The sequence below is a fragment of the Hymenobacter sublimis genome (assembly GCF_023101345.1).
GTDB classification, from domain to species: domain Bacteria; phylum Bacteroidota; class Bacteroidia; order Cytophagales; family Hymenobacteraceae; genus Hymenobacter; species Hymenobacter sublimis.
Genome location: NZ_CP095848.1, coordinates 3259273 through 3278595 on the forward strand (window position 1 = coordinate 3259273; position 19323 = coordinate 3278595).

The window sequence follows — 19323 nt, forward strand, 5'->3', positions numbered from 1 at the left end:
AGCCCGTACGTAACAAGCGTAGCAACAAAAAGCCCTACCTGCTAGCAGGTAGGGCTTTTTGTTCACAAGTAATAATCGGAAGGCCGACTACTCAATCTTGTTCATGCGCTCCTTTACGGCCTCGAGGGCTACGCGCATGTTCACAATGTCGGCGCGGGCAGCTTCCTGCTCTTTCAGGTTCATGTCAACCTGGTTGTTGTACTGCTGCAGTTCAGCGGCGTTCTGGGCCAGCTGCTGCTGGATTTCAATCTTGCGCGCTTTGTTTTTCTCGATGTCCTTCTTGATGGCATCGGCCTTCGAGATAACCGCCATGTGGTTGTTCTGCGACGACACGAGGGCTTTCTCGGCTTCGGCAACCTGTACAGCCAAGTCTTCGCGGTAGAGCTTGCGGGCGAAGTCTTTCAGGTAGCCTTCAGCAGCTTTCCACTGCACCGGCGTAGCCTCTTTGCCCAGGTAGGCGTTACCCAAGTCAATCGACCACCAGATGGTCGTACCGGTGGGCACGGCGTCTACTTTGCTGATTACGCGTACTGGCGTCTTAGAAACGGCGTCAATCACGACTCCGTCCATGGTGTATACGCCTTTGTCAGCTTTCACTTTGCTACCGAACTGCTCGTCCAGCTGCTTTTTCCAGGAGTCTTCTACGCGCTTGCTATCCAGCTGCACAGAAACCCGCTGCCCCTTACGCGGAATGCCTTTTACAGCCATGTCCGTTTCATCAACCGGCGACTTTTGCGCGAAGCTAGTCACCGATGTTGCCAACATCAGCAGCAAAGAAAAGAGTACGCCTCGTTTCATAGGAAATGAAATAAGTTGAGAAGAAAATGATTTGCAGGTATGACCGTCGGGTAAACGAACTCCGACTCATCAAATTTAACTAGCCTGCCAGCATCTCACCAGGGCCCGGATTGTTTTTTTTGAAGAAAACTGACTTTTGTTAGAAAATTAATATTCATAATCGTTTATATACCAGATAATGGCATCTATTCCTGTTGAGCTACCCCCTCATGGCTAAGCCAACTACTTGATATTCTCTATACTTTCTGAAACAAAAGCAACTGCAGCCAGTTTAACCCCGACTATGCCTATCACTGTTTGCCGCAAAGAACACTTCAACGCTGCCCATCGCCTGCACAACCCGGCCTGGAATGACGAGCAGAACCAGACTACGTTTGGCAAGTGCAACAACCCTCATTATCACGGCCATAACTACGAGCTCATTGTTCGCCTGACCGGCGACATTGACCCCGCTACGGGCTACGTGTATGATATGAAGCGGTTGAGCGACCTGATCAAGCGCGAGATTCTGGATACCTTTGACCACCGAAATCTGAATCTGGACACGGAAGAGTTTCGCCACCTTAACCCGACGGCTGAAAATATTGCTGTCGTGATTTGGAATCGGCTGCGCCCGCACGTGGAAGAGCACTTAGCCATGTCGGTTACGCTGTACGAGACCGAACGCAATTTTGTAGAATACCATGGATAACCCCGCTGCTGCAGCCTCCACCGCGGATGGTACCGCAGCCCGCCCCGCCATCGACGTAGAGTTGCCAGCTGATTTGCGCACGCCCCTCCGGGCCGACGCCTTTCAGCTCAGCGACGACGAAAAAATTGCCGCCATTGCCGAGCACTTCCACGACATCATGCAGATTCTGGGGCTGGACCTCACGGATGACAGCCTGAGTGGCACGCCCAAGCGCGTGGCCAAGATGTACGTGCAGGAGTGGTTCAAGGGCCTCGACCCCAAGCATCGGCCCGATGTAAAGCTGTTCGAGAACCGCTACCAGTACCGGAATGTGCTGGTGGAGCGCGACATTACGCTGTTTTCTTGCTGTGAACACCACTTCGTGCCCATCATCGGCAAGGCCCACGTGGCCTATTTACCGGGTGAGCATGTGGTGGGCCTGAGCAAGCTTAACCGGGTAGTACAGTACTTTGCCCGCCGCCCCCAGGTGCAGGAGCGCCTGACCCGCCAGATTGCAGAGGAGCTGAAAACTACCCTGCGCAGCGACGACGTAGCCGTCCTTATTGAGGCCGATCATTTGTGCGTGATGAGCCGGGGCGTGAACGATACGAGTAGCAGCACCCTAACGGCGGAATACAGCGGCGCCTTTGTCCGCGACGAAGCATTGCGCTCCGAGTTCCTGCGGCTGATTGGCAAATAAAAAGCTGTTAGCTTTCCTTCCGCTTTTCCACTCTCCGTTCAAAGTTCTGGCGCCTTTTCGGCGCTAGGCTACCTGTTCTCTTCCATGTCGCGCAAAGTTTTAATTACCGGGGGCACCGGCATGATTGGCACCCGCCTCGCCGAAATGTTGATTGATGCCGGGTATGAAGTAGCCCTGCTGAGCCGCACTCCCGGTAGCGGCCGCTACCGCAGCTTCCGCTGGGACCCATTAGCCGGCACCATTGATGAAGCGGCCGTACCCTACGCCGACTACATTATCAACCTGGCTGGCAGCAGCGTTTCGGATGGCAAATGGACTCAGGAGCGCAAGCGGGAAATCCTGTCGAGCCGGCTGGCTGGCACCCAGCTGATGGCCCGGGAACTGGCGAAAAGCTCCCACCACGTGCAAACCTTTATATCGGCGTCGGCCATTGGTATCTACGGCGACCGGGACGACCAGATAGTAACGGAAGAAACGGCCCCCGCCCCCGATGATTTCCTGGCAGAAGTATGCCAGCAGTGGGAAGCAGCAGCCCAAAACGTAGCCACCGACGGCATCCGCACCGCCATTTTCCGAATTGGCATTGTACTCAGCCCGGAGGGTGGGGCCTTGGTGCCGTTGGCGCGCACGGTGAAGATGATGGCGGGTGCTCCGCTGGGCTCCGGCAAGCAATACATGTCCTGGATTCACCTCGACGACCTGTGCCGCCTGTTTATTCAGGCCATGGAGGAGCCGCAGTGGCAGGGCACCTACAATGCCGTGTCGCCCAATCCTGTTACCAACAAGGAATTCACTGAAACCCTCGCAGCCGTGCTGCACCGCCCACTGGTATTGCCTAAAGTGCCCGAGTTCGGCCTGAAGCTGATGATGGGCGAAATGAGCGAAATCGTGTTGGCTAGTCAGCGGGTAAGCGCCGAGAAAACCCTGAAGCAAGGCTTCAAGTTTGAGTTTTCTACCCTTCGGGAAGCGCTTAAGTCGTTTTACGGGGAGGAGTAGATTTCACTATAACCGCTGAATAGAAAGGCCTTGGTTATGTCGACCAAGGCTTTTTCTGTTCATAGTGGCAATCCTTTTCTACAAACTGTCCGGGACGGGGACGGTGCCGTTGTTGAGGTTTTCCAGCAGGTTGTCGACCACGATGGTATCCACGGTTTCAGCTTCACGGCGACGGCGCGGTTCGGCGGTTACGCACACGTATTTCTTGCTGATTTTGACGGTAGGCTGCGGGAACGGGCCCATGCGGATGTCCAGCTCGGGGTCCTGGTAGAGCTTTTCCATGTAAGTACCAAAGATGGGTAGGGCCGTACGGCCGCCTTCGCCCTGCTGGGAGTTCAGGAAGTGAATGCTCCGGTCCTCGCCGCCTACCCACACGCCCGTTACCAAGTCCTTGGTCACGCCCATATACCAGCCATCGGAGTAGTTGCTGGTGGTGCCGGTTTTGCCCCCGATTTGGTTGTTTTTGCGCCACAGCTCGTAGTCCCAGAGGGCCTGAGAGGTGCCGCCGGGCTCCTCCATGCCGCCGCGCAACATGTAGGTCATCAGCCAGGCCGTTTCGGCCGGAATCACGCGCTTCTGCTGGGGGTCGAACTGCACAATGACGTTGCCGTTGCGGTCCTCAATGCGGGTTACCAGCATGGGCTCAGGGCGGAAGCCTTGGTTCACAAAGGTGCTGTAGGCATTCACCATTTCGTACACGCTTACGTCGCCGCCCGAGCCGAGGCCGATGCTGGGTACAGGCAGCAGCTTGCTCCGGATACCGACCTTGTTGGCGTACTTAGCCACGTTTTCCCAGCCTACTTTCTCGGTGAGCTGGGCCGTGACGGAGTTCACCGAGCGGGCCATGGCGTAGCGCAGGGTCATGTTCATGCCGGTGTACTCGCGGGTCACGTTGTCAGGCTTCCACTCCATGGGCTGGCCGTTTTCCACGTAGTTGATGGTTACCCGCTCATCCCGGATTCGGTCGCAGGGCGAGTAGCCGTTGTCGAGGGCCGTAAGGTAAACGAAGGGCTTGAAGGTAGAGCCGGCCTGGCGCTTGCCTTGGCGCACGTGGTCGTACTGGAAGAAGCGGTAGTTAAGTCCGCCCACCCAAGCCTTGATCTGGCCCGTGAACGGGTCCATGGTCATCATGCCCGCGTGCAGGAAGTGCTTGTAGTAAGCCAGCGAATCAAGCGGCGACATGACCAGGGTAGTATCCCCGTCGCCCTTCCAGGTAAAGACCTTCATGGGGCGCTTGCGGTGCAGAGCCGAGTCGAGCAAGTCAGGCCGGCCTTCGTAGCGGGAGGCCAGCTCCTTGTACTGCTCGGTGCGCTTCATCTGGGTTTCGATGAAATTGGGAATCTCATTGCCTTCCTCGTCTACCCAGGGGTCCTTGCCGCGGTTGCGCCAGAAGTTGTCGAAGGTGCGCTGCAGGGTCTTCATCTTCTTTTGCACCGCCTCCTCGGCGTAGCCCTGCATGCGCGAGTCGATGGTGGTATAGATGCGCAATCCGTCGCGGTACATGTCGTAGCCGTTCTTCTTGCACCACTCGTTCACGAATTGGCTTACAGCCCCGCGGAAGTACGTTTCGGGCCCATCGACGTGTTTTTCTACCTGGTATTGGAGCACGATGGGCGTGGCCTGCTCCGACTTTACCTGCTCCGGCGTGAGCACTCCAGCCTGGCCCATGCGCGTGAGCACCAGGTCGCGGCGCTTGCGGGAGGCTACGGGGTGAAACTTGGGGTTGTAGGCCGTGGGGTTGTTGAGCATGCCCACCAGGGTAGCAGCCTGCTCAATGGTCAGGCTGTCGGGGGAGGTGCTGTAGAAAGTTTTGGCCGCTACCTTGATGCCGTAGGCCTGGGAGCCGTACTCGACGGTATTGAAGTACAGGGCCAGAATTTCATCCTTGGTGTAGCGGCGCTCCAGCTCCACGGCTGTCAGCCACTCCTTGGTTTTGCTGATGATGGTGCCCACCAGCGGCAAATGGCCCAGCAGGCCGGTATTTTCCTTGCGGCGGGTTTTGTAGAGGTTTTTGGCCAGCTGCTGGGTAATGGTAGAACCCCCGCCCCCACTGCCGCCGGTAGCGGCGCCCAGCACGGCCCGGGCAATGGCCTTGGGGTCGATGCCGGAGTGGTCTTGGTAGCGCACGTCCTCGGTGGCCACCAGGGCCTTAATCAGCCAGGGCGACATCTTGCTCAGGGGCACCGGGGAGCGGTTTTCGCGGAAGTAGCGGCCTATGTGTACGCCATCGGCGGTGTACACTTCGGAGGGCTGCTCTACCCGGGGATTCTCCAGCTCCTCCAGGCTCGGCGACTTACCAAACAGGAACAGAAAGTTCATGCTCACCAGAATGGGGTAGAGCAGGAAAGTACCCGCGCCCAGCACAAAAATTCCCCACAGCGTGCGGGAAAGGATGTTAGGCCAACGGCGGGGTGGCAGGGCTGGGGAAGTTGTTTTCGACGACTGAGGAGCAGACATGCAGGGCGCAGTGAAGCAAACGAAGCCGGGCGAGCCAGCAACGGAGTCGCAAATATACCAGTTCAAGGCAGCCGGGCACGAGGAAACACGCGTTGTGCCACTGCTTTAGGATGCAGCCTCCATCTTCCCGGTAATTTCTACAACATTATATGGCAACGCCTGCCCCGTTTCAGACCCACGTTTATTCTAACGGAGAAACCAGCAACCATACGGTGGCAGCCAGCCCCGGTAGCAGCAACAGCGCCCCCAGCACGTAGCTCCCTACCCCAAGTAACAGCCAAAACAAACGCCAGAGCAACCCACTTACGCGCCGGCTAATGCGCCGAGCGGCGGCAGCCACAAACCAAGGCAGCAGCAAGGCAGAACCAACCAGCAGCAGGCAAAGGAAAGATACCGCGCGTGGCACATGAGGAAACACTTCCTGCTCATAATAAAGCCCTACTGCGCTCAATGCTACCACGCCTAGCAACAGCCATACTTTCGGTGACACAGCAGGTAGCACGGTGTTGGCAATAAATCTAGCTAGCAGCCCGGCATAGGTAGTGGCTGGGGCAGCCGCAGGGCACACGACTTCTGGATGGCCAACCCTGGTCATTGCTCAGCGTGTTGGCGGTGGCTGAATGCATTTAGGAACCCCGCCAGACTTATTCCTACCCCTACCATGTAGCCATACACTAGGTAAGAACCACATTCGAAAAGATCATCCTCCGCTCCTACTGACCAGAACAGCACCACGCACAGTAGTTCGTGCACTACACCCAAACCCCATAGCAGCGCAGCCTTCTGCCAGTTGTTTTTACCGCGCACCAGCTGCCAGCGCAAGGCGTACAGCACAAGACCTGGTACGGCTATACCATAAAATAGAATTCCAAAAAACAGCATGAAATTCATCAGCAGCATGGTGATAGTGTCTTTGAGTTGCTGCAGAATAGCGAGGTAGTGGCCTAGCTGCGTAGTAGTTGCTTCGCTAGAGTCTAGTGTATTTTCCATAGGGGTATCTGCGCCGGCGAATAACCCGGCAGGAATTACTTAGATGATAAGCGGGCATTACGCCGGCTGGCTAGCTGGTAGTTTACCTCACCGCCGCTACGACACCCATGGTGCCGGGTGCCCACAGCAGCATCACGTGTAGCAGGGTCCAGAGCATGAGGCCCAGCAGCAGGGCCGATCCGGGCAGCACCACGGTGACAAAGCGCTGCCACCGTGCTGGCGCCGTGGCGGCTCGTTCCCGCCAGGTCAGGAGCAGGGCTAGGGCTCCAATGCAAGCGGCACAGAGCAGCACACCGGCCAGGGTCAGACTTACTTGCGCAAGATTCATAACAGAGATATGAGAGAAGGGGAAAGAGGTAGGAGAAGAAGAAGGCGAACCTGCCCGACCGGGCTATAGTCCCCGGCATCACTGGCTGCCGGATAGTCAGAAAATCAAGGAATAGGGAATAAGAAGTAGGGTTAGCAATGACGGGGTAGTAATTCCGACGGGTAGAAATAGGATGCCTGACTATCGGGTAAGCCAGTGGGCGCGCAGGCCCACCTTCAGTACCAGGAGCTTATTGTTTTAACCGCTCGTAAGCGTCGGCTTCCGCGTAGGTCCAGCTCTGCCAGCTATGGTATTCGGGGTAGTTGCGGACCCAGCCCGTAACGCGAGCCTTAATAGCTTCCTGGGCTTCGGCGGGGGTAGCATTGACTTCGGTGTAGCTGCCGGGTGAGCTAATGACAATGCGGGTCATGCCGTTGAGTACGCTTTGGCGGGCCGCTAGCTCGGGCAGCACCCGCTCGGGCATTTCTAGCAGAAAACCTAGATCTACGGCCTTGAAGCGCGGACTCAGGTTGTAACGTACCATCCAGATTTCCCAGTTGCCCAGGGCCAGCAGCAGGAGCAGGGCGTAGGCCGCCAGAGCATTCAGCCGCACCAGAGAGTAAGCCGAGCGGCGCTGCCAGATTTTGAGCAGTACCGTGCCTAGCCCAAACAAGGTCAGGAGCAGAAACCCGTACACCCCAATGCGCTTATACGCCAGGCCCGTGTAGGTGATGTAATAGTAGTTGCGCAGCCCCACCGATACCACCAGCACCGCGTTCTGCACCACCCACACCGTAGCGCCCCAGCGCAGGGCCCGCAAGCCGGGGGCGTAGAAATTGAGGTTGCGCCGGAAAAACCACAGCACAATGCCCATAGCAACCAAGATACTCAGGATCAGCACGTAGGTACCCTCGTGCACAAACTGGGTCAGGTCGAAGCCGGGCGAAGGTGTAAAGCCTAGCCAGATCCAGTTAATGTCAATGATGTTAACGACCAGCAGCAGGACATTCACCAGCCCAAACACAGCCAGAGCTGCCAGGTACTCCTTGCGCAAATCAAGGGAGCGGAAAGTTTGCGCTCGGAAATTGGGGTTGCGCACGCTAAAAGATGCCACCCGGTCGCGCTGCCGTCGCACAAACTCCCCGAAGCGCGACTCCCGATCCAGGAAGAAATGAACCGGCACCAGTACCAGCGCGCCCGCCGTGAGCACCAATCCTACCAGGAAAAACACTAGGTGGGGCACCGATATGGCCGGTAGCAGGGCCGCCAGCCACTCCCCTACCGTGGCAAACGCCGCCGAAGCCAGCGCGGCATAGCGCGGGTTGGCCATGCTGAACAGCAGGTGAAACACCCCCAGCACCACCAGCGGCATGAGCAACAGCCGCCCGTAGAAACGGGTGCGGCTCCAGCGTCCTGCGCCCCCGCTGGGCAGGCGCAAGTAGGGCAGCAGCCCGGGCACTACCCGCGCGGCGCTGGTTAGGCTCGTGAGCAGGGCAAACGCTAGTAGCTTTAGGTGGGGCTGGTTTACGTAGCCCAGCAGCAAGAGCAGGGAAGCAACGCAGGCCAGCTTGGCGGCGCCCGAGCCAAGCAGCAGCACGCAGCCCACGCTGACCAGGGTTCCTCCCAGCATCAATCGGAAATAGCCGGAGCGCCACGCGGCGGCACGGCGCGGGAGCCCCGCCAGGGTAGCCCCAACCACGAACAGCGTGTACACGCTCAGATTCAGCCCCACTTCCTGGTTCCAGAACAGAACATCGAACAGCACGGCCCCGAGCGGGAGCAGCACTTTCTGGAGGCTGGTAAGCGGCAGGGCCGCCCGGCGCGTAACCGGAGCTGCCGCCGCAGGTGCAGAAACAGAAAAGGACGTCATAGCTTTTATTTTAAAGTACTTTGTATTTCAAAGTTTATGGGCAAAAAAAAGACTACGCCCCGCGCAGCAGTTTTTCTAGCGCCACTAAGTGTTCCTGAAAGGCACTTTTGCCTTCTGTGGAGGCTGCGTAGGTCGTGTTAGGCTTCTTGCCCACGAACTGCTTGCTAACCTGCACGTAACCCGCCTTTTCAAGCGCCGCTACGTGGCTGGCGAGGTTACCGTCGGTTAGGTCCAGGGCATCTTTCAACTCATTGAAGCTCACCGACTCATTGGCCATCAGCACGGCCATCACGCCCAACCGGACTCGGTTGTCGAATGCTTTATTAAGGGTGTGGATGAGGTGTTTCACAGAAGCAGAAGAAGCAGAAGGCTGGGGCGGCTACCCCGGCCCCGGTAAGAGCAGAAGCGGACTAGCTTCGCTCGTAGCGGTTGTACATCAGCAGGCCGTAACCGATGTGGCCCAGCCCGAAACCGAGGGCAAAGAACGCCAACCCCAGGCCAGGGATCAACACAAGAACTAAACCCAGCCCTATTTCCGTGAGGCCCAGCCACCGAATTTCATCGAGGGTATACTTGCTGGCGTTGAGTAGGGCCAGGCCGTAGAACAGCAGCAGCCCCGGTACCACCATCCCCACGGCGCCCTCCACAAATAAGGCTAAGCAAAACAAGCCGCCGGCCACCAACGGAATCATCAGGCTCAAGGCCAGCCGCCGACCCAGGGCGCTCCAGAGGGGTTGTCCGGCCCGGCGGGCGCGGCGAACCGTGAAAAACATGGCTACGGCCAGCGCCACCCCAATGATGCCCACGGCCAGCAGCAGCAAGTAGGGTAGCACTAGTCGCCGCTCCTCGGGGGTGCTTTGCAGCAACCGCAAGTAGCCCGCGTTAGGGTAGTGCTGCTGCAGATACCAGTGCCCAACGGCCGCACCGACTAGTGCTACTATCCCCGCCCCTACCCCAGAAAGGCCACTAAGCGAGATAAAGCGCGAGGACCGCTCCATAATGGCGCGAATCTCGGTGAGTTGAACCAGCGGGTCTGTGGCAGGCTTCGACATATTCTAAAGAACTTTGCGCTACAAAGCAAGACAGGTTTGCCCGAACTTCCTACATTTCTTACCAACTATTTTTCGGCGCTGGTCACTTGCCCCCTGCAAAACGCACTGTAGCTAGCGCTGCCACGCATTGCAAAATTAAGCACTCAGAGCAGGTTAACCCTGTACTATCTAAGTGACTACTCAACACTGTCCTGCCAAGCTGGATAACTGGAATTTCGTGCGAATTTGAGGCAGCGCGCTGGCTGTAGGATGTGTATCCGGCCGTAGGGGCCGCAGTTGAGAAGGTAGCCAGTTGCCCTATTCTGAGAAAGGAGAACTGAACAAGTGCGGATAGGCAGCCGAATGCTGACCCATTTTGAGAATACGCCATTCCCAATAAAAAACTGGATTTATACAATCCAATACACCAGTAGCGGCGTATTCTGAACTGCGCTCTTATGACGGAGCATTCGTCTTCTTGCCCATTTCCACTGCGTGGGCTCTGTTTTCTTTTTATTCGCTTGCCTTATGGTCTTACTTTCTACTGCCGGCCACTCTACTATCACGCGCACCTTTATTCTTTGGGCCCTGGCTAACATTGGCGGCACGCTGTGGCTGCTGCTAGACTTTTCCCTCGACCGCATCGACGATTACCCCATTGCCTTGATGAGCGGGCTGGTAGCGGCCTTGGTTTCGCTAGCCATTGTCCCGCTGGTCATTCCGTTTTTTAGCGCCATGTGTCGGCTGCGGGTGGGCTTGTCGCGGCGTTCCTTGGCCTTGGGGGGCGTTACGCTGTTTTTTCTGCTGGCCAATCAGCTGCTGGAGGTACTGCTACCCATTGACTCCATGACCGACCTGCTGAACATGTCTTTGCCGTACTGGGCCGCGGCCATGCTTACCGTACTGTGGCTCTACAGCCCCAGCCAGCAGAACAACACGGGGCGCACTTCCGCCTGCGACTAAACCATCCGACGGGAGGAGGCACAGCCAAAACCGGCGGCTTCGCGTAGGCTATGCCCATGAAGCTCCGCCTCCAGTTGTTTGAGTTTGAAGATTTACCCTGGTTTCCGCAGGTTATTCGGGCCGGGATGATGGACTACCTGCGCTACATGATTACGGCCCTGGGTACTTACCAGCCCATCGTACCCCTGCTTCAGCAAGCCCTGCGCCACACCCGGCAAACCCAGCTGCTGGAGTTGGGGGCGGGGGCAGGCGGCGGCACCGCCCCGCTGCTGCGCCAGTTGCAGACGACGGGCCTACCCACCGCCACCGTTACGCTCACCGACCTCTACCCGCAACCCCTCGCCTGGCAGACGTTACAAGCCCAAACGCCCGGTCTGCGCTACGAGCTAGCCCCGGTCGATGCCACGGCTGTAGCCCCGGCCTTAACTGGGTTCCGCACCATCTTTTCGGCCTTCCATCACTTTCCTCCCGCTGCCGCCGAGGCCATTCTGGCCGATGCCGTGCGGCAGCGCGCGGGCATTGGGGTGTTTGAGGGAGCTGGCAAACATTGGGCGGAAATTCTGCTGGCCTGCACCGTGCTGCCAGTAGCACAGCTGCTTATCACGCCCTTCATGCGGCCTTTCCGCCTCAGCCGGCTTTTTTTCACCTACGTACTACCCCTAATTCCACTGTTCACTATCTGGGACGGCTGCGTTTCAATTTTGCGTATGTACCCGCCGGCCCAGCTTCTGGCCCTGGCCCACCGCGCCGATGCAGCCGGAGCATATCGGTGGCAAGCAGGGGTAGTGCGGCATTGGTGGGGCCCGGAGGTTACGTACCTGATAGGCGTACCCACCGAAACTGAGGGCTAACCCGTAGCTTGCGGCTCGCCCGGTTGGTGCACAGTTGCGCCGGGCCATCTTCCTCTCCCCGAAGCTGCCCTGCCCGCCTACCCTATGCCCTTTGCCGCTTACCGCCGCGCCCTGCCCCTGCTGCGCATTCCGTTTTCAGTGTACCTGATGCCCGTTTTCTGGTTTGGCCTGAGTGCCTTGCCTCCCGGCTTCAGCGTAGCGCGGGCAGTGGGCGTATTTGTGGTGCTGCACCTGCTGGCCTACCCCGCTTCGAACGGCTACAACAGCTACTACGACCGGGACGAGGGTAGTATTGGCGGGCTGCGGCAGCCCCCGAAAGTCACGCGGGAGCTGCTGCACCTAGTGTGGCTGTTTGATGTCCTGGCCGTGGCGGGAGGTTTACTGCTGAGCCCAGCATTTGCGGGCCTAGTGGCCGTGTACCTGCTGGTATCGAAAGCGTACAGCTACGAGGGAATCCGGTTGAAAAAGTACCCGCTGCTAAGTACGGCGGTAGTGGTGGTTTTTCAGGGAGCCTACACCTTTCTGATGACGCAAGTCGGCGTGGGCGCCTCGACCGCTCAATTGCTAGCTCCCGAAAACCTGGTGCTGGCCCTGGTAAGCACCTTATTTCTGTGCGGCTCCTACCCCCTGACCCAAGTGTACCAGCACGCGGAAGACGCTCGCCGGGGCGACCGGACCCTGAGTTTGCGGCTGGGCCTGCGGGGCACGTTTGTATTCGCTGGCCTGGCCCTGGCCACGGGAGCGGCAGTGCTTGTGGCCGCCTACCTCTGGCGGGACGAAGCACGCCACGTCCTTGTTTTTCTGGTAGCTACTGGGCCTGTAGTGGTGCTGTTTCTGCGGTGGGCCCGCGCCGTGTGGCGCCAGGAGTCGGCGGCTGATTTCGACCATACCATGCGCATGAACCAGGTATCGTCGTTGTGCCTGAGCGCGGCCTTTTTGCTGATGCTGTTCTGGTAGCAACTCCAGGGCACGCCAGCAAACACCACCTGCTCAGCTTGCGTACAGTATCTTGCTTCCTCTATATTCTCCTTGCCATGCGCGCCTTCTTGTGGTTTTCCCCGCTCCTATTCGTAGTAGGCTGCTCCTCTCCTTCTTCTGAGTCGGCTACCTCGACTACTGCTGCGTCATCTGGCTCCGAGGCGGCCGGCCCTGAACCGATGGATACGGCCCGCCCGGCCCCCATTGATGCCCAGGCCGATACGCTGCTCACGGCCAAGGCCCGCCACCAATTTTCGGCCCCTGGCGCTCCTGATGCGTTTTCACTGGTACTGCGTGGTGCTTCGGTGCTCACCGGGGAGGCCACATTCACTATTACTACGGCTGGCGGGCAAGTGATTTTCCGGGAGGTTCTTTCCGCCCCCGATTTGGAGGCCATGATGGTATATGAGATGCAAGGACCCACGGCCACCCAAGCCGAGCGGGAAGCCTACGTGCGCCGCCGGGTGCAGGAGTTTTTCGCCGCCAAAAACTTCCGCCGGCCAGCCGTTGCTTCCGCTGCCACCTACCCCACCGATACGGCCGCCGTTCCCGGCCTTGACCAAGCCGCCTGGGCCGACCTGCGTCGGCGCCCCGAGTCCGTTGCATTTGAATATACGGTAGGCAAGGAAGACCGCCACGTCATTGCCTGGTCGCCGCTGCGCAAACAGGTTGTACGCCTGCCTTAACCCCGAAAAAGCCGAAACACTACTGTTTCGGCTTTTTTGTGCTGCAATAAATAGTGCAAGTTAGTTTCCGTCGGCCTGCTGCAGAGCTGCTTCCAGATCGGTGCGGAAGCTCTCATAGGGTTGGAACCCACGAGCCAACACGTAGCCCTGGCTGCCTACCCGCAAAATGGTTGTTGGGAAGCCTTGCACACCGATTTTGCTTACTGCAGCAAACTCCAGCTGCGTGCCCCGAATGATTTCGGGCCGGGTGAGCTGTTGCCGGAACTCGGCGGGGTCAAGGCCATGGGCCGCGGCCAGAGGCTCGTAGGTTGTCAGGTCGTTCAAGTCGGCGCCATCGTGGAAGTAGGCGCGCTGTACGGCGTGAGCAAACTGCGCCGCCTGCTCCTGCCGCAACTGCCGAAACGCGTGAATGGCCCGGCATGGCGGCTCAGAGTCCTGCACGTGGCTACCCTCCTGCCCTAGCGCCCGAAACGCGGCTCCAAACTGCACACCCGTCACCCGTTCTACCTGTTCTAGCGCCCCGGCAATGTAGGGCCAGTCTTCCCGGATGGGGCCTACCTGCTCGCCCGTTACCATGCCGCCGCACAGCACCGACACCTCCACGCGCCCGGCAAATTCCTGCTGCACCCGCTGAATCACGGGGCTCATGCCGTAGCACCAACCACACAAAGGGTCCGAGATATACAGGAGTTCGGGCAGGTCGTCGGGGTGTTGCTGTTCCATAGGGCACAAAGTTGAGCTTCGGGGGTCGTAACAACAAACGTATACGGTTAAGCACGCTCCTAGCTGTGCATTGTTACAACTGAGTTATTTACTAATTGCTGGCGCGGGGTAATACATAACGAAGCCGGCCCCTGTTGGGTGCCGGCTTCGTTGACAACGCAGACCGTTGGTTTATTTGCGTACCATTTTAAGCACTTGCTTCTGCAGGCCCTGCTCTACTGAGAGCTGATAAACACCTGCCCGTAGCCCTTGGGGGGCGTCTAGCTTAACTTCTTGCAAGCCTACGCCCGTTAACACCGTCTGGCGGAGGACTAGCTGACCAACTATATTGTTAACCACGATGGTTGCCTGGCCCGGCGTAACCGAATCGAACCGAACCCATACTTCGTCTTCGAAAGGATTTGGGAACAAGGCTGCGTTCAGGCTGCGTGCCACTCCTGGTGTCCGGACGGTTAGCACCATAGAACGGTGTTCCTTTTCGTCTTTATCTACCTGCCGAAGCCGATAGTACACCGTGCTTACCACGCCTTTGCTCAGGGCGGCATCAACAAACTCGTAGGTAGTACGGGTAGTGGTGGTACCAGCTCCTGCCCGCTCACCCACTGTTGTAAATGATACCCCATCAAAGCTACGTTCTACCGCGAAGTAGGCATTGTTCTTCTCTGAGGCGGTAACCCAGGTAAGTACGGGAAACTTGCCCGTCCAAGCTGCTGAGAAATCGGTCAGCTCTACGGGCAGTACCTGGCCGGCCGGCCGGGCCGTGATGGTAGCAACGTCAGTGTTCGTGCAACCATTGGCAAGCGTTCCGGTAGCTCGGTACACCGTAGTACCGGCTGCTGGAATGGGGTTGATGGTAGCCCCCGTTTCAGCAAGCGTGGTGGTGACATTGTCGTTGGTAGCCGTCCATACGTACGTGCTGGTGGTGCCACCACTGGCCGTAATGGTAACGGCATTACCCAGAAATACGGTTGCAGCTTCGGGCGTTACGGACACGGCGGGCGTTGTAGCAACTGTCGTGCTCAGGGTCTGGACGCCACAACCGGTAGTTACATCTACGTTGTACTGCGTCGTCGCCGTCGGGGAAGGCGAGAACTGCGCCAACGTTGACAGCACGGCCCCACGGTTGCCATTGATGTACCAGGCGTAAGTGGCATCGGATATATTGCTGCCCGCCGTTAGCGCCACGGGCGTACCGGCGCATACACTGCTGGCCGAGGCCCTAATCGTGTTAATAGCCGTTGCCCGACCAACCGTTACATCAACGTTCTGCGCCGTGCAGCTAGCCGCTGAAACCCGCACCCGGAACCTATCCGTCACGTTACCTTGGCTGCCCGTAAAGTAGCTGTACTGGGCGCTGGTAGCTCCGGGAATAATCACTTCAGTTACGCTACCATTATTCGCAACATTGAGAGTAAACCACTGGTAAGTGGCATTGGGGTTATTAGAAGAAGCCGTCAGGGTTACGGCACTACTTGGGCAAACCGAAAGCGAAGTGCCCGGTAATACGGCGGCCGTAAGGGCGCCCACATTTGCTTGCACTACCTGAGTTAGCGGAACACTGCTGCAATCGTTCGTGGTTGCTTCCACCCGGTACGCTGTGCTGGTTGTTAAAGTAGGAGTAGTGTACGTGGAAGAGGTAACATTCGTATTTGTTTGTAGTAATTGTCCACTGGTGTTGCTGTACCAACGGAAGGTAGCACCGCTGCCCGAGTAGTTGGCGGTAAACGAGGTAGAAGAGCCCGAGCAGATGGTAGGCGCGGCATTCGAGACAGAAAGACCATTGACCGGTACTACCAGTTGCTGGGTGCTGGTGCCGCAGGTTGCGGTGTTTGCTGTTACCGAGAAAGTGGTGGTAGCCGTCAGGTTAGCGCGGGTCAGGGTAGCTCCGGTTTCTGGCTGCAACGCACCATCCTGGTACCAAGTGTACTGCGGATTGTTACCACTAGCCCCGCTGGCCGCGAGCGTAACCTGCTCCCCCACGCATACGCCAGCTACACTAGCCGATAAAGCCAGCGAAGGTTGCAACGTGATATCTGCGAAGTTGGTGGATGTGCCCCCCGAGCAAGTTAAGGTGCTAGACCGCACCCGGTACGTGGTGGAGGTAGTGAGCGGCAAGCTCACGCTTATAAAATCACCACTTGCTCGTACAGCTTGCGAAATCAGTGTTTCTGATACTACTCCATTCGTAGTTGCCAACCGGTAAACTTGCAAATTAGCATCCGAAGTTGAGCTTATCCGGACCCCAATAGCTCCGTTAGGCGAAGAACAAACGGGTATGGCGGTGCCAGATTGGCCATTATTCACTGTAGCATCTTGCTCAATACCGTTTGCATTATAGTACAGAAACTTAATCTGGTTGTTGCATTGCGCCCAGACTGTGCCAGAGCTGCCCAGGAATAATACGGCACTCAGCAGCGTTAGGTAAATGTTTCTCATCTTTTTCGTTCAGGTTTTAAGCCAGAAATTTCTGACAAATGCAATTTATTGAATCTTTTACTCTTTAAATTTTTTTACTCGGAATCACTTTATAATCAGCACTTATTCGCAGAATACAGCGCTTATCCGGAGAATACTTGCAATAATAAATATAATTTAAAGACAAAAAAACAACGTATATCCTCAATTTCTTTGGCTAAAAATTGACGCAACTCTGCTTGCCGTCAGAACTGTGCTCAGCAATGCGAGAGCGGGCAAGCCAGTACACACATTGGCCAGGTGACGACAATTTAAATCGCGCGGACAAGGAACCAGCAGGCTCTGGCTGCTTATGCAGTCTAACAGAAAAAGGCTGCCACAGCATCTGCTGTGGCAGCCTTTTCTGGCTATACTACTTCTGGTTAGCCGTTCATGGCCATCAGGAACTCGTCGTTGTCGCGGGTGCCTTTCATGCGGTCCTTCAGGAACTCCATAGCTTCGGAGGCCGTCATATCCGACATAAACTTGCGCAGCACCCAGATGCGGTTCAGCTCGTCCTTGCTCATGAGCAAGTCCTCGCGGCGAGTACCAGAGGCGGGTACGTCGATGGCGGGGAAGATGCGCTTATTGGCCAGCTTGCGGTCCAGCTGCAATTCCATGTTGCCGGTACCTTTGAATTCCTCAAAGATTACCTCATCCATCTTCGAGCCGGTTTCAATCAGGGCCGTGGCAATAATGGTCAGCGAGCCGCCATCTTCCACGTTACGGGCCGCACCGAAGAAGCGCTTGGGCTTGTGCAGGGCGTTAGCATCAACACCACCCGACAGGATTTTGCCGGAAGCTGGCTGCACCGTGTTGTAGGCGCGGGCCAGGCGGGTAATAGAATCGAGCAGAATCACCACGTCGTGGCCGCACTCCACGAGGCGCTTGGCCTTTTCCATGGCAATGGTGGCAATTTTCACGTGACGGTCGGCCGTTTCATCGAAGGTAGAGCTAAGCACTTCGGCTTTCACCGAGCGGGCCATGTCCGTTACTTCTTCCGGGCGCTCGTCAATAAGCAGAATCATCAGGTACACCTTGGGGTGGTTTTCGCTGATGGAATTGGCAATTTCCTGGAGCAGCACCGTTTTGCCGGTTTTGGGCTGGGCCACAATCAGGCCGCGCTGGCCTTTGCCGATGGGGGCAAATAGGTCCAGAATTCGGGTGCTGTACTGGCCCGATTTAGTGGTCAGTTTCAGGCGCTCCTCAGCAAACAACGGGGTCAGGTTGTTGAACGGGATACGGTCGCGGGCCTCCTCCACGGAGCGGCCGTTGATGCCTTCTACCCCTACCAAGGCAAAGTACTTCTCACCCTCGCGGGGCGGGCGAATGGTGCATTTCACCGTATCGCCGGCTTTCAGACCGAACTGCTTTACCTGCTGCGGAGCCACGTAAATATCATCGGGCGAAGCGAGGTAGTTGTAGAACGGGCTGCGCAGGAAACCATAGCCACCATCGGGCATCATTTCCAGCGTACCTTCGCCGGGAATCACAATGTCGAACTCGGGCCGGGTCGGGCGTTGCTCCGTCCGCTCCGGGCGAGGCTGTTCTGCTACCCCAGCGGGCTGGCCCTGCCGCTCCGACTGGCGCTGCTCTTGGCGCTGCTGGCGCTGCAGCTCCCGGGCGGCGTAGCGCTCCTCACGGCGCTGCTCACGCTGCTCGCGGGCATCGGGGCGGCCACCTTCCCGCGCAATGCGGGGCTGGTCTTGGCGTCCGTCGCGCGAGAGGCCGTCGGGGCGGAAGTCGGCCCGGGGGGCGTCGTTACGCTGCTCGCGGGGCTGGTCGCCGCGACCATTACTTTCGGGCCGGCCTACTCCATCAGCGCGAAAATCAGCGCGAGGAGCGTCATTACGGCCTTCCCGGGGGGCATCGTTGCGGTACTCGCGACCTTCCCGGAAGACCCGGGGCTGGTCGGGGCGGCCTTCGCGGCCGTTAACGGCAGGTTCCGTTGGGCGCGTCTCGCGGGCCGGAGCTGGGGCCGTGGTTTCCAGCGGGGTAGGCACGGCTTCCGCTACTTGGGCGGCCGGAGCGTCAGGTTGGGTAGCTTCAACAGCTACTTCGTCAGCGGCGGCAGCCACGATGGGCCGGCCGGCGCGGTCGGTGCGGGTGCGCCGCTCAGGGCGCTGATACAGCTTTACGGGCCGTTCGGAGACAGGAGCCGTTTCCGTTGCTACTTCGGCCGCGGGGGCTTCAACAGCGGCGGCAGCCAGCGCCGGCTCTGGCGCACTAACCGGCGCGCTAGCAAGGGTAGCAACTTCCTCGGGTGCGGGAGCAGCGGATGGTGCATCGGCGGAAGCTTTTGCGGCAGGCGTGGAGGTAGGTGCTACGGCGGCTTTGTTGCGGGCAGCGGGCTCGCGGCGGGGAGCAGCGGCGGGGCGCGCGGCGCGCGGGGCCCGGGCGGCTTTGGCAGCTGGGGCCGCCTCCGGCGCAACGGGAGCCGGCTCGGCGGCGGGCTCTTCCGCAGGAGCGGCGGCAGCAGCCGTTTTCACTTTTTGGGGAAGCTTATCGGGAGGAGTAATAGCTTGCTGATCTAGAATCTTGTAAATCAGATCCTGTTTACTGAGTTTTTTAAAATTGCCAACATTCAGTTTTTCAGCAATTTCCTTTAGTTCGGACAACAACCGGTCCTTCAACTCGTCAATAGTGTACATATAAGAAGCTGAGCGAAAAATTCAGGCGGGGCGGCGGGAAACCAAAAAAGACAGCACAGGGCATTCCGGGCACAAATAGCAGCCGCGACGCAGCGCCAAACGCAAGAAAGAAGCGAGGAGTGAAAACCGTGGGTGGGCCGGGAAGCACAGAAGAAAATTGCCGACCGGGCGCGGGAAGAGTACCCAACGAGCCCGGCA

At 58.1% G+C, this 19323-nt stretch carries 18 protein-coding genes; 7 read left to right on the forward strand and 11 right to left on the reverse strand.

Features of this window, described 5'->3' with window-relative positions; genetic code table 11:
* Nucleotides 1-87: 87 nt before the first annotated feature.
* Nucleotides 88-798: a DNA repair ATPase gene (locus MWH26_RS13550; protein ID WP_244697137.1), complete on the reverse strand. Its 711-nt coding sequence runs from the start codon at nucleotides 796-798 to the stop codon at nucleotides 88-90.
* A 283-nt stretch (nucleotides 799-1081) separates the two neighbouring features.
* Between MWH26_RS13550 and MWH26_RS13555 the strand changes: the two genes are divergently transcribed.
* From MWH26_RS13555 to MWH26_RS13565, 3 genes are all read left to right on the forward strand, one after another.
* Nucleotides 1082-1489, forward strand: coding sequence for a 6-pyruvoyl trahydropterin synthase family protein (locus tag MWH26_RS13555; protein WP_244697138.1), 408 nt, complete (start codon nucleotides 1082-1084; stop codon nucleotides 1487-1489).
* Nucleotides 1482-2168, forward strand: coding sequence for a GTP cyclohydrolase I FolE (gene folE / locus MWH26_RS13560; RefSeq protein ID WP_247974710.1), 687 nt, complete (start codon nucleotides 1482-1484; stop codon nucleotides 2166-2168). Before MWH26_RS13555 ends, folE begins: the two co-directional genes overlap by 8 nt.
* 84 nt (nucleotides 2169-2252) lie before the next feature.
* Nucleotides 2253-3164 carry a TIGR01777 family oxidoreductase gene (locus MWH26_RS13565; RefSeq protein ID WP_247974711.1) on the forward strand — a complete coding sequence of 304 codons (912 nt, stop codon included), beginning with the start codon at nucleotides 2253-2255 and terminating at the stop codon, nucleotides 3162-3164.
* Between the two features lie 78 nt (nucleotides 3165-3242).
* Here MWH26_RS13565 and MWH26_RS13570 read toward each other — a convergent pair whose 3' ends face one another.
* From MWH26_RS13570 to MWH26_RS13600, 7 genes are all read right to left on the reverse strand, one after another.
* Nucleotides 3243-5621, reverse strand: a complete 2379-nt coding sequence (locus tag MWH26_RS13570) for a transglycosylase domain-containing protein (RefSeq protein WP_247974712.1) — start codon at nucleotides 5619-5621, stop codon at nucleotides 3243-3245.
* 181 nt (nucleotides 5622-5802) lie between these two features.
* Complete coding sequence (locus MWH26_RS13575; protein WP_247974713.1) at nucleotides 5803-6111, reverse strand: hypothetical protein; 309 nt, start codon at nucleotides 6109-6111, stop codon at nucleotides 5803-5805.
* Between the two features lie 101 nt (nucleotides 6112-6212).
* Nucleotides 6213-6611, reverse strand: a complete 399-nt coding sequence (locus MWH26_RS13580) for a hypothetical protein (RefSeq protein ID WP_247974714.1) — start codon at nucleotides 6609-6611, stop codon at nucleotides 6213-6215.
* 82 nt (nucleotides 6612-6693) lie between these two features.
* Entirely contained in the window at nucleotides 6694-6939 is a 246-nt protein-coding gene (locus MWH26_RS13585; RefSeq protein ID WP_247974715.1) for a hypothetical protein, read from the reverse strand.
* 229 nt (nucleotides 6940-7168) lie between these two features.
* Nucleotides 7169-8788 (reverse strand): DUF4153 domain-containing protein, encoded by a 1620-nt coding sequence (locus tag MWH26_RS13590; protein ID WP_247974716.1) that lies wholly within the window; start codon nucleotides 8786-8788, stop codon nucleotides 7169-7171.
* A gap of 52 nt (nucleotides 8789-8840) precedes the next feature.
* On the reverse strand, nucleotides 8841-9137 hold the full coding sequence (locus MWH26_RS13595; RefSeq protein ID WP_244697145.1) for a winged helix-turn-helix domain-containing protein: 297 nt from the start codon (nucleotides 9135-9137) through the stop codon (nucleotides 8841-8843).
* Nucleotides 9138-9198: 61 nt separating this feature from the next.
* On the reverse strand, nucleotides 9199-9840 hold the full coding sequence (locus tag MWH26_RS13600; protein ID WP_247974717.1) for a hypothetical protein: 642 nt from the start codon (nucleotides 9838-9840) through the stop codon (nucleotides 9199-9201).
* Between the two features lie 507 nt (nucleotides 9841-10347).
* Here MWH26_RS13600 and MWH26_RS13605 point away from each other — a divergent pair.
* The 4 genes from MWH26_RS13605 to MWH26_RS13620 all read left to right on the forward strand — a co-directional run bounded on the left by MWH26_RS13605 (nucleotide 10348) and on the right by MWH26_RS13620 (nucleotide 13297).
* Complete coding sequence (locus MWH26_RS13605) at nucleotides 10348-10782, forward strand: hypothetical protein (RefSeq protein ID WP_247974718.1); 435 nt, start codon at nucleotides 10348-10350, stop codon at nucleotides 10780-10782.
* A 56-nt stretch (nucleotides 10783-10838) separates the two neighbouring features.
* Nucleotides 10839-11633, forward strand: coding sequence for a methyltransferase domain-containing protein (locus MWH26_RS13610; protein WP_247974719.1), 795 nt, complete (start codon nucleotides 10839-10841; stop codon nucleotides 11631-11633).
* An 84-nt stretch (nucleotides 11634-11717) separates the two neighbouring features.
* Entirely contained in the window at nucleotides 11718-12590 is an 873-nt protein-coding gene (locus MWH26_RS13615) for a UbiA family prenyltransferase (RefSeq protein WP_247974720.1), read from the forward strand.
* Between the two features lie 77 nt (nucleotides 12591-12667).
* Nucleotides 12668-13297, forward strand: a complete 630-nt coding sequence (locus tag MWH26_RS13620; protein ID WP_247974721.1) for a hypothetical protein — start codon at nucleotides 12668-12670, stop codon at nucleotides 13295-13297.
* Nucleotides 13298-13357: 60 nt separating this feature from the next.
* Here the strand turns inward: MWH26_RS13620 and MWH26_RS13625 are convergent, their stop codons facing one another.
* The 3 genes from MWH26_RS13625 to rho form a co-directional block, all read right to left on the reverse strand.
* Nucleotides 13358-14020, reverse strand: a complete 663-nt coding sequence (locus MWH26_RS13625; RefSeq protein WP_244697152.1) for a DsbA family protein — start codon at nucleotides 14018-14020, stop codon at nucleotides 13358-13360.
* Between the two features lie 171 nt (nucleotides 14021-14191).
* Nucleotides 14192-16045 carry an Ig-like domain-containing protein gene (locus MWH26_RS13630; protein WP_247974722.1) on the reverse strand — a complete coding sequence of 618 codons (1854 nt, stop codon included), beginning with the start codon at nucleotides 16043-16045 and terminating at the stop codon, nucleotides 14192-14194.
* Between the two features lie 812 nt (nucleotides 16046-16857).
* On the reverse strand, nucleotides 16858-19125 hold the full coding sequence (rho, locus tag MWH26_RS13635; protein WP_247974723.1) for a transcription termination factor Rho: 2268 nt from the start codon (nucleotides 19123-19125) through the stop codon (nucleotides 16858-16860).
* Between the last annotated feature and the right edge of the window lie 198 nt (nucleotides 19126-19323).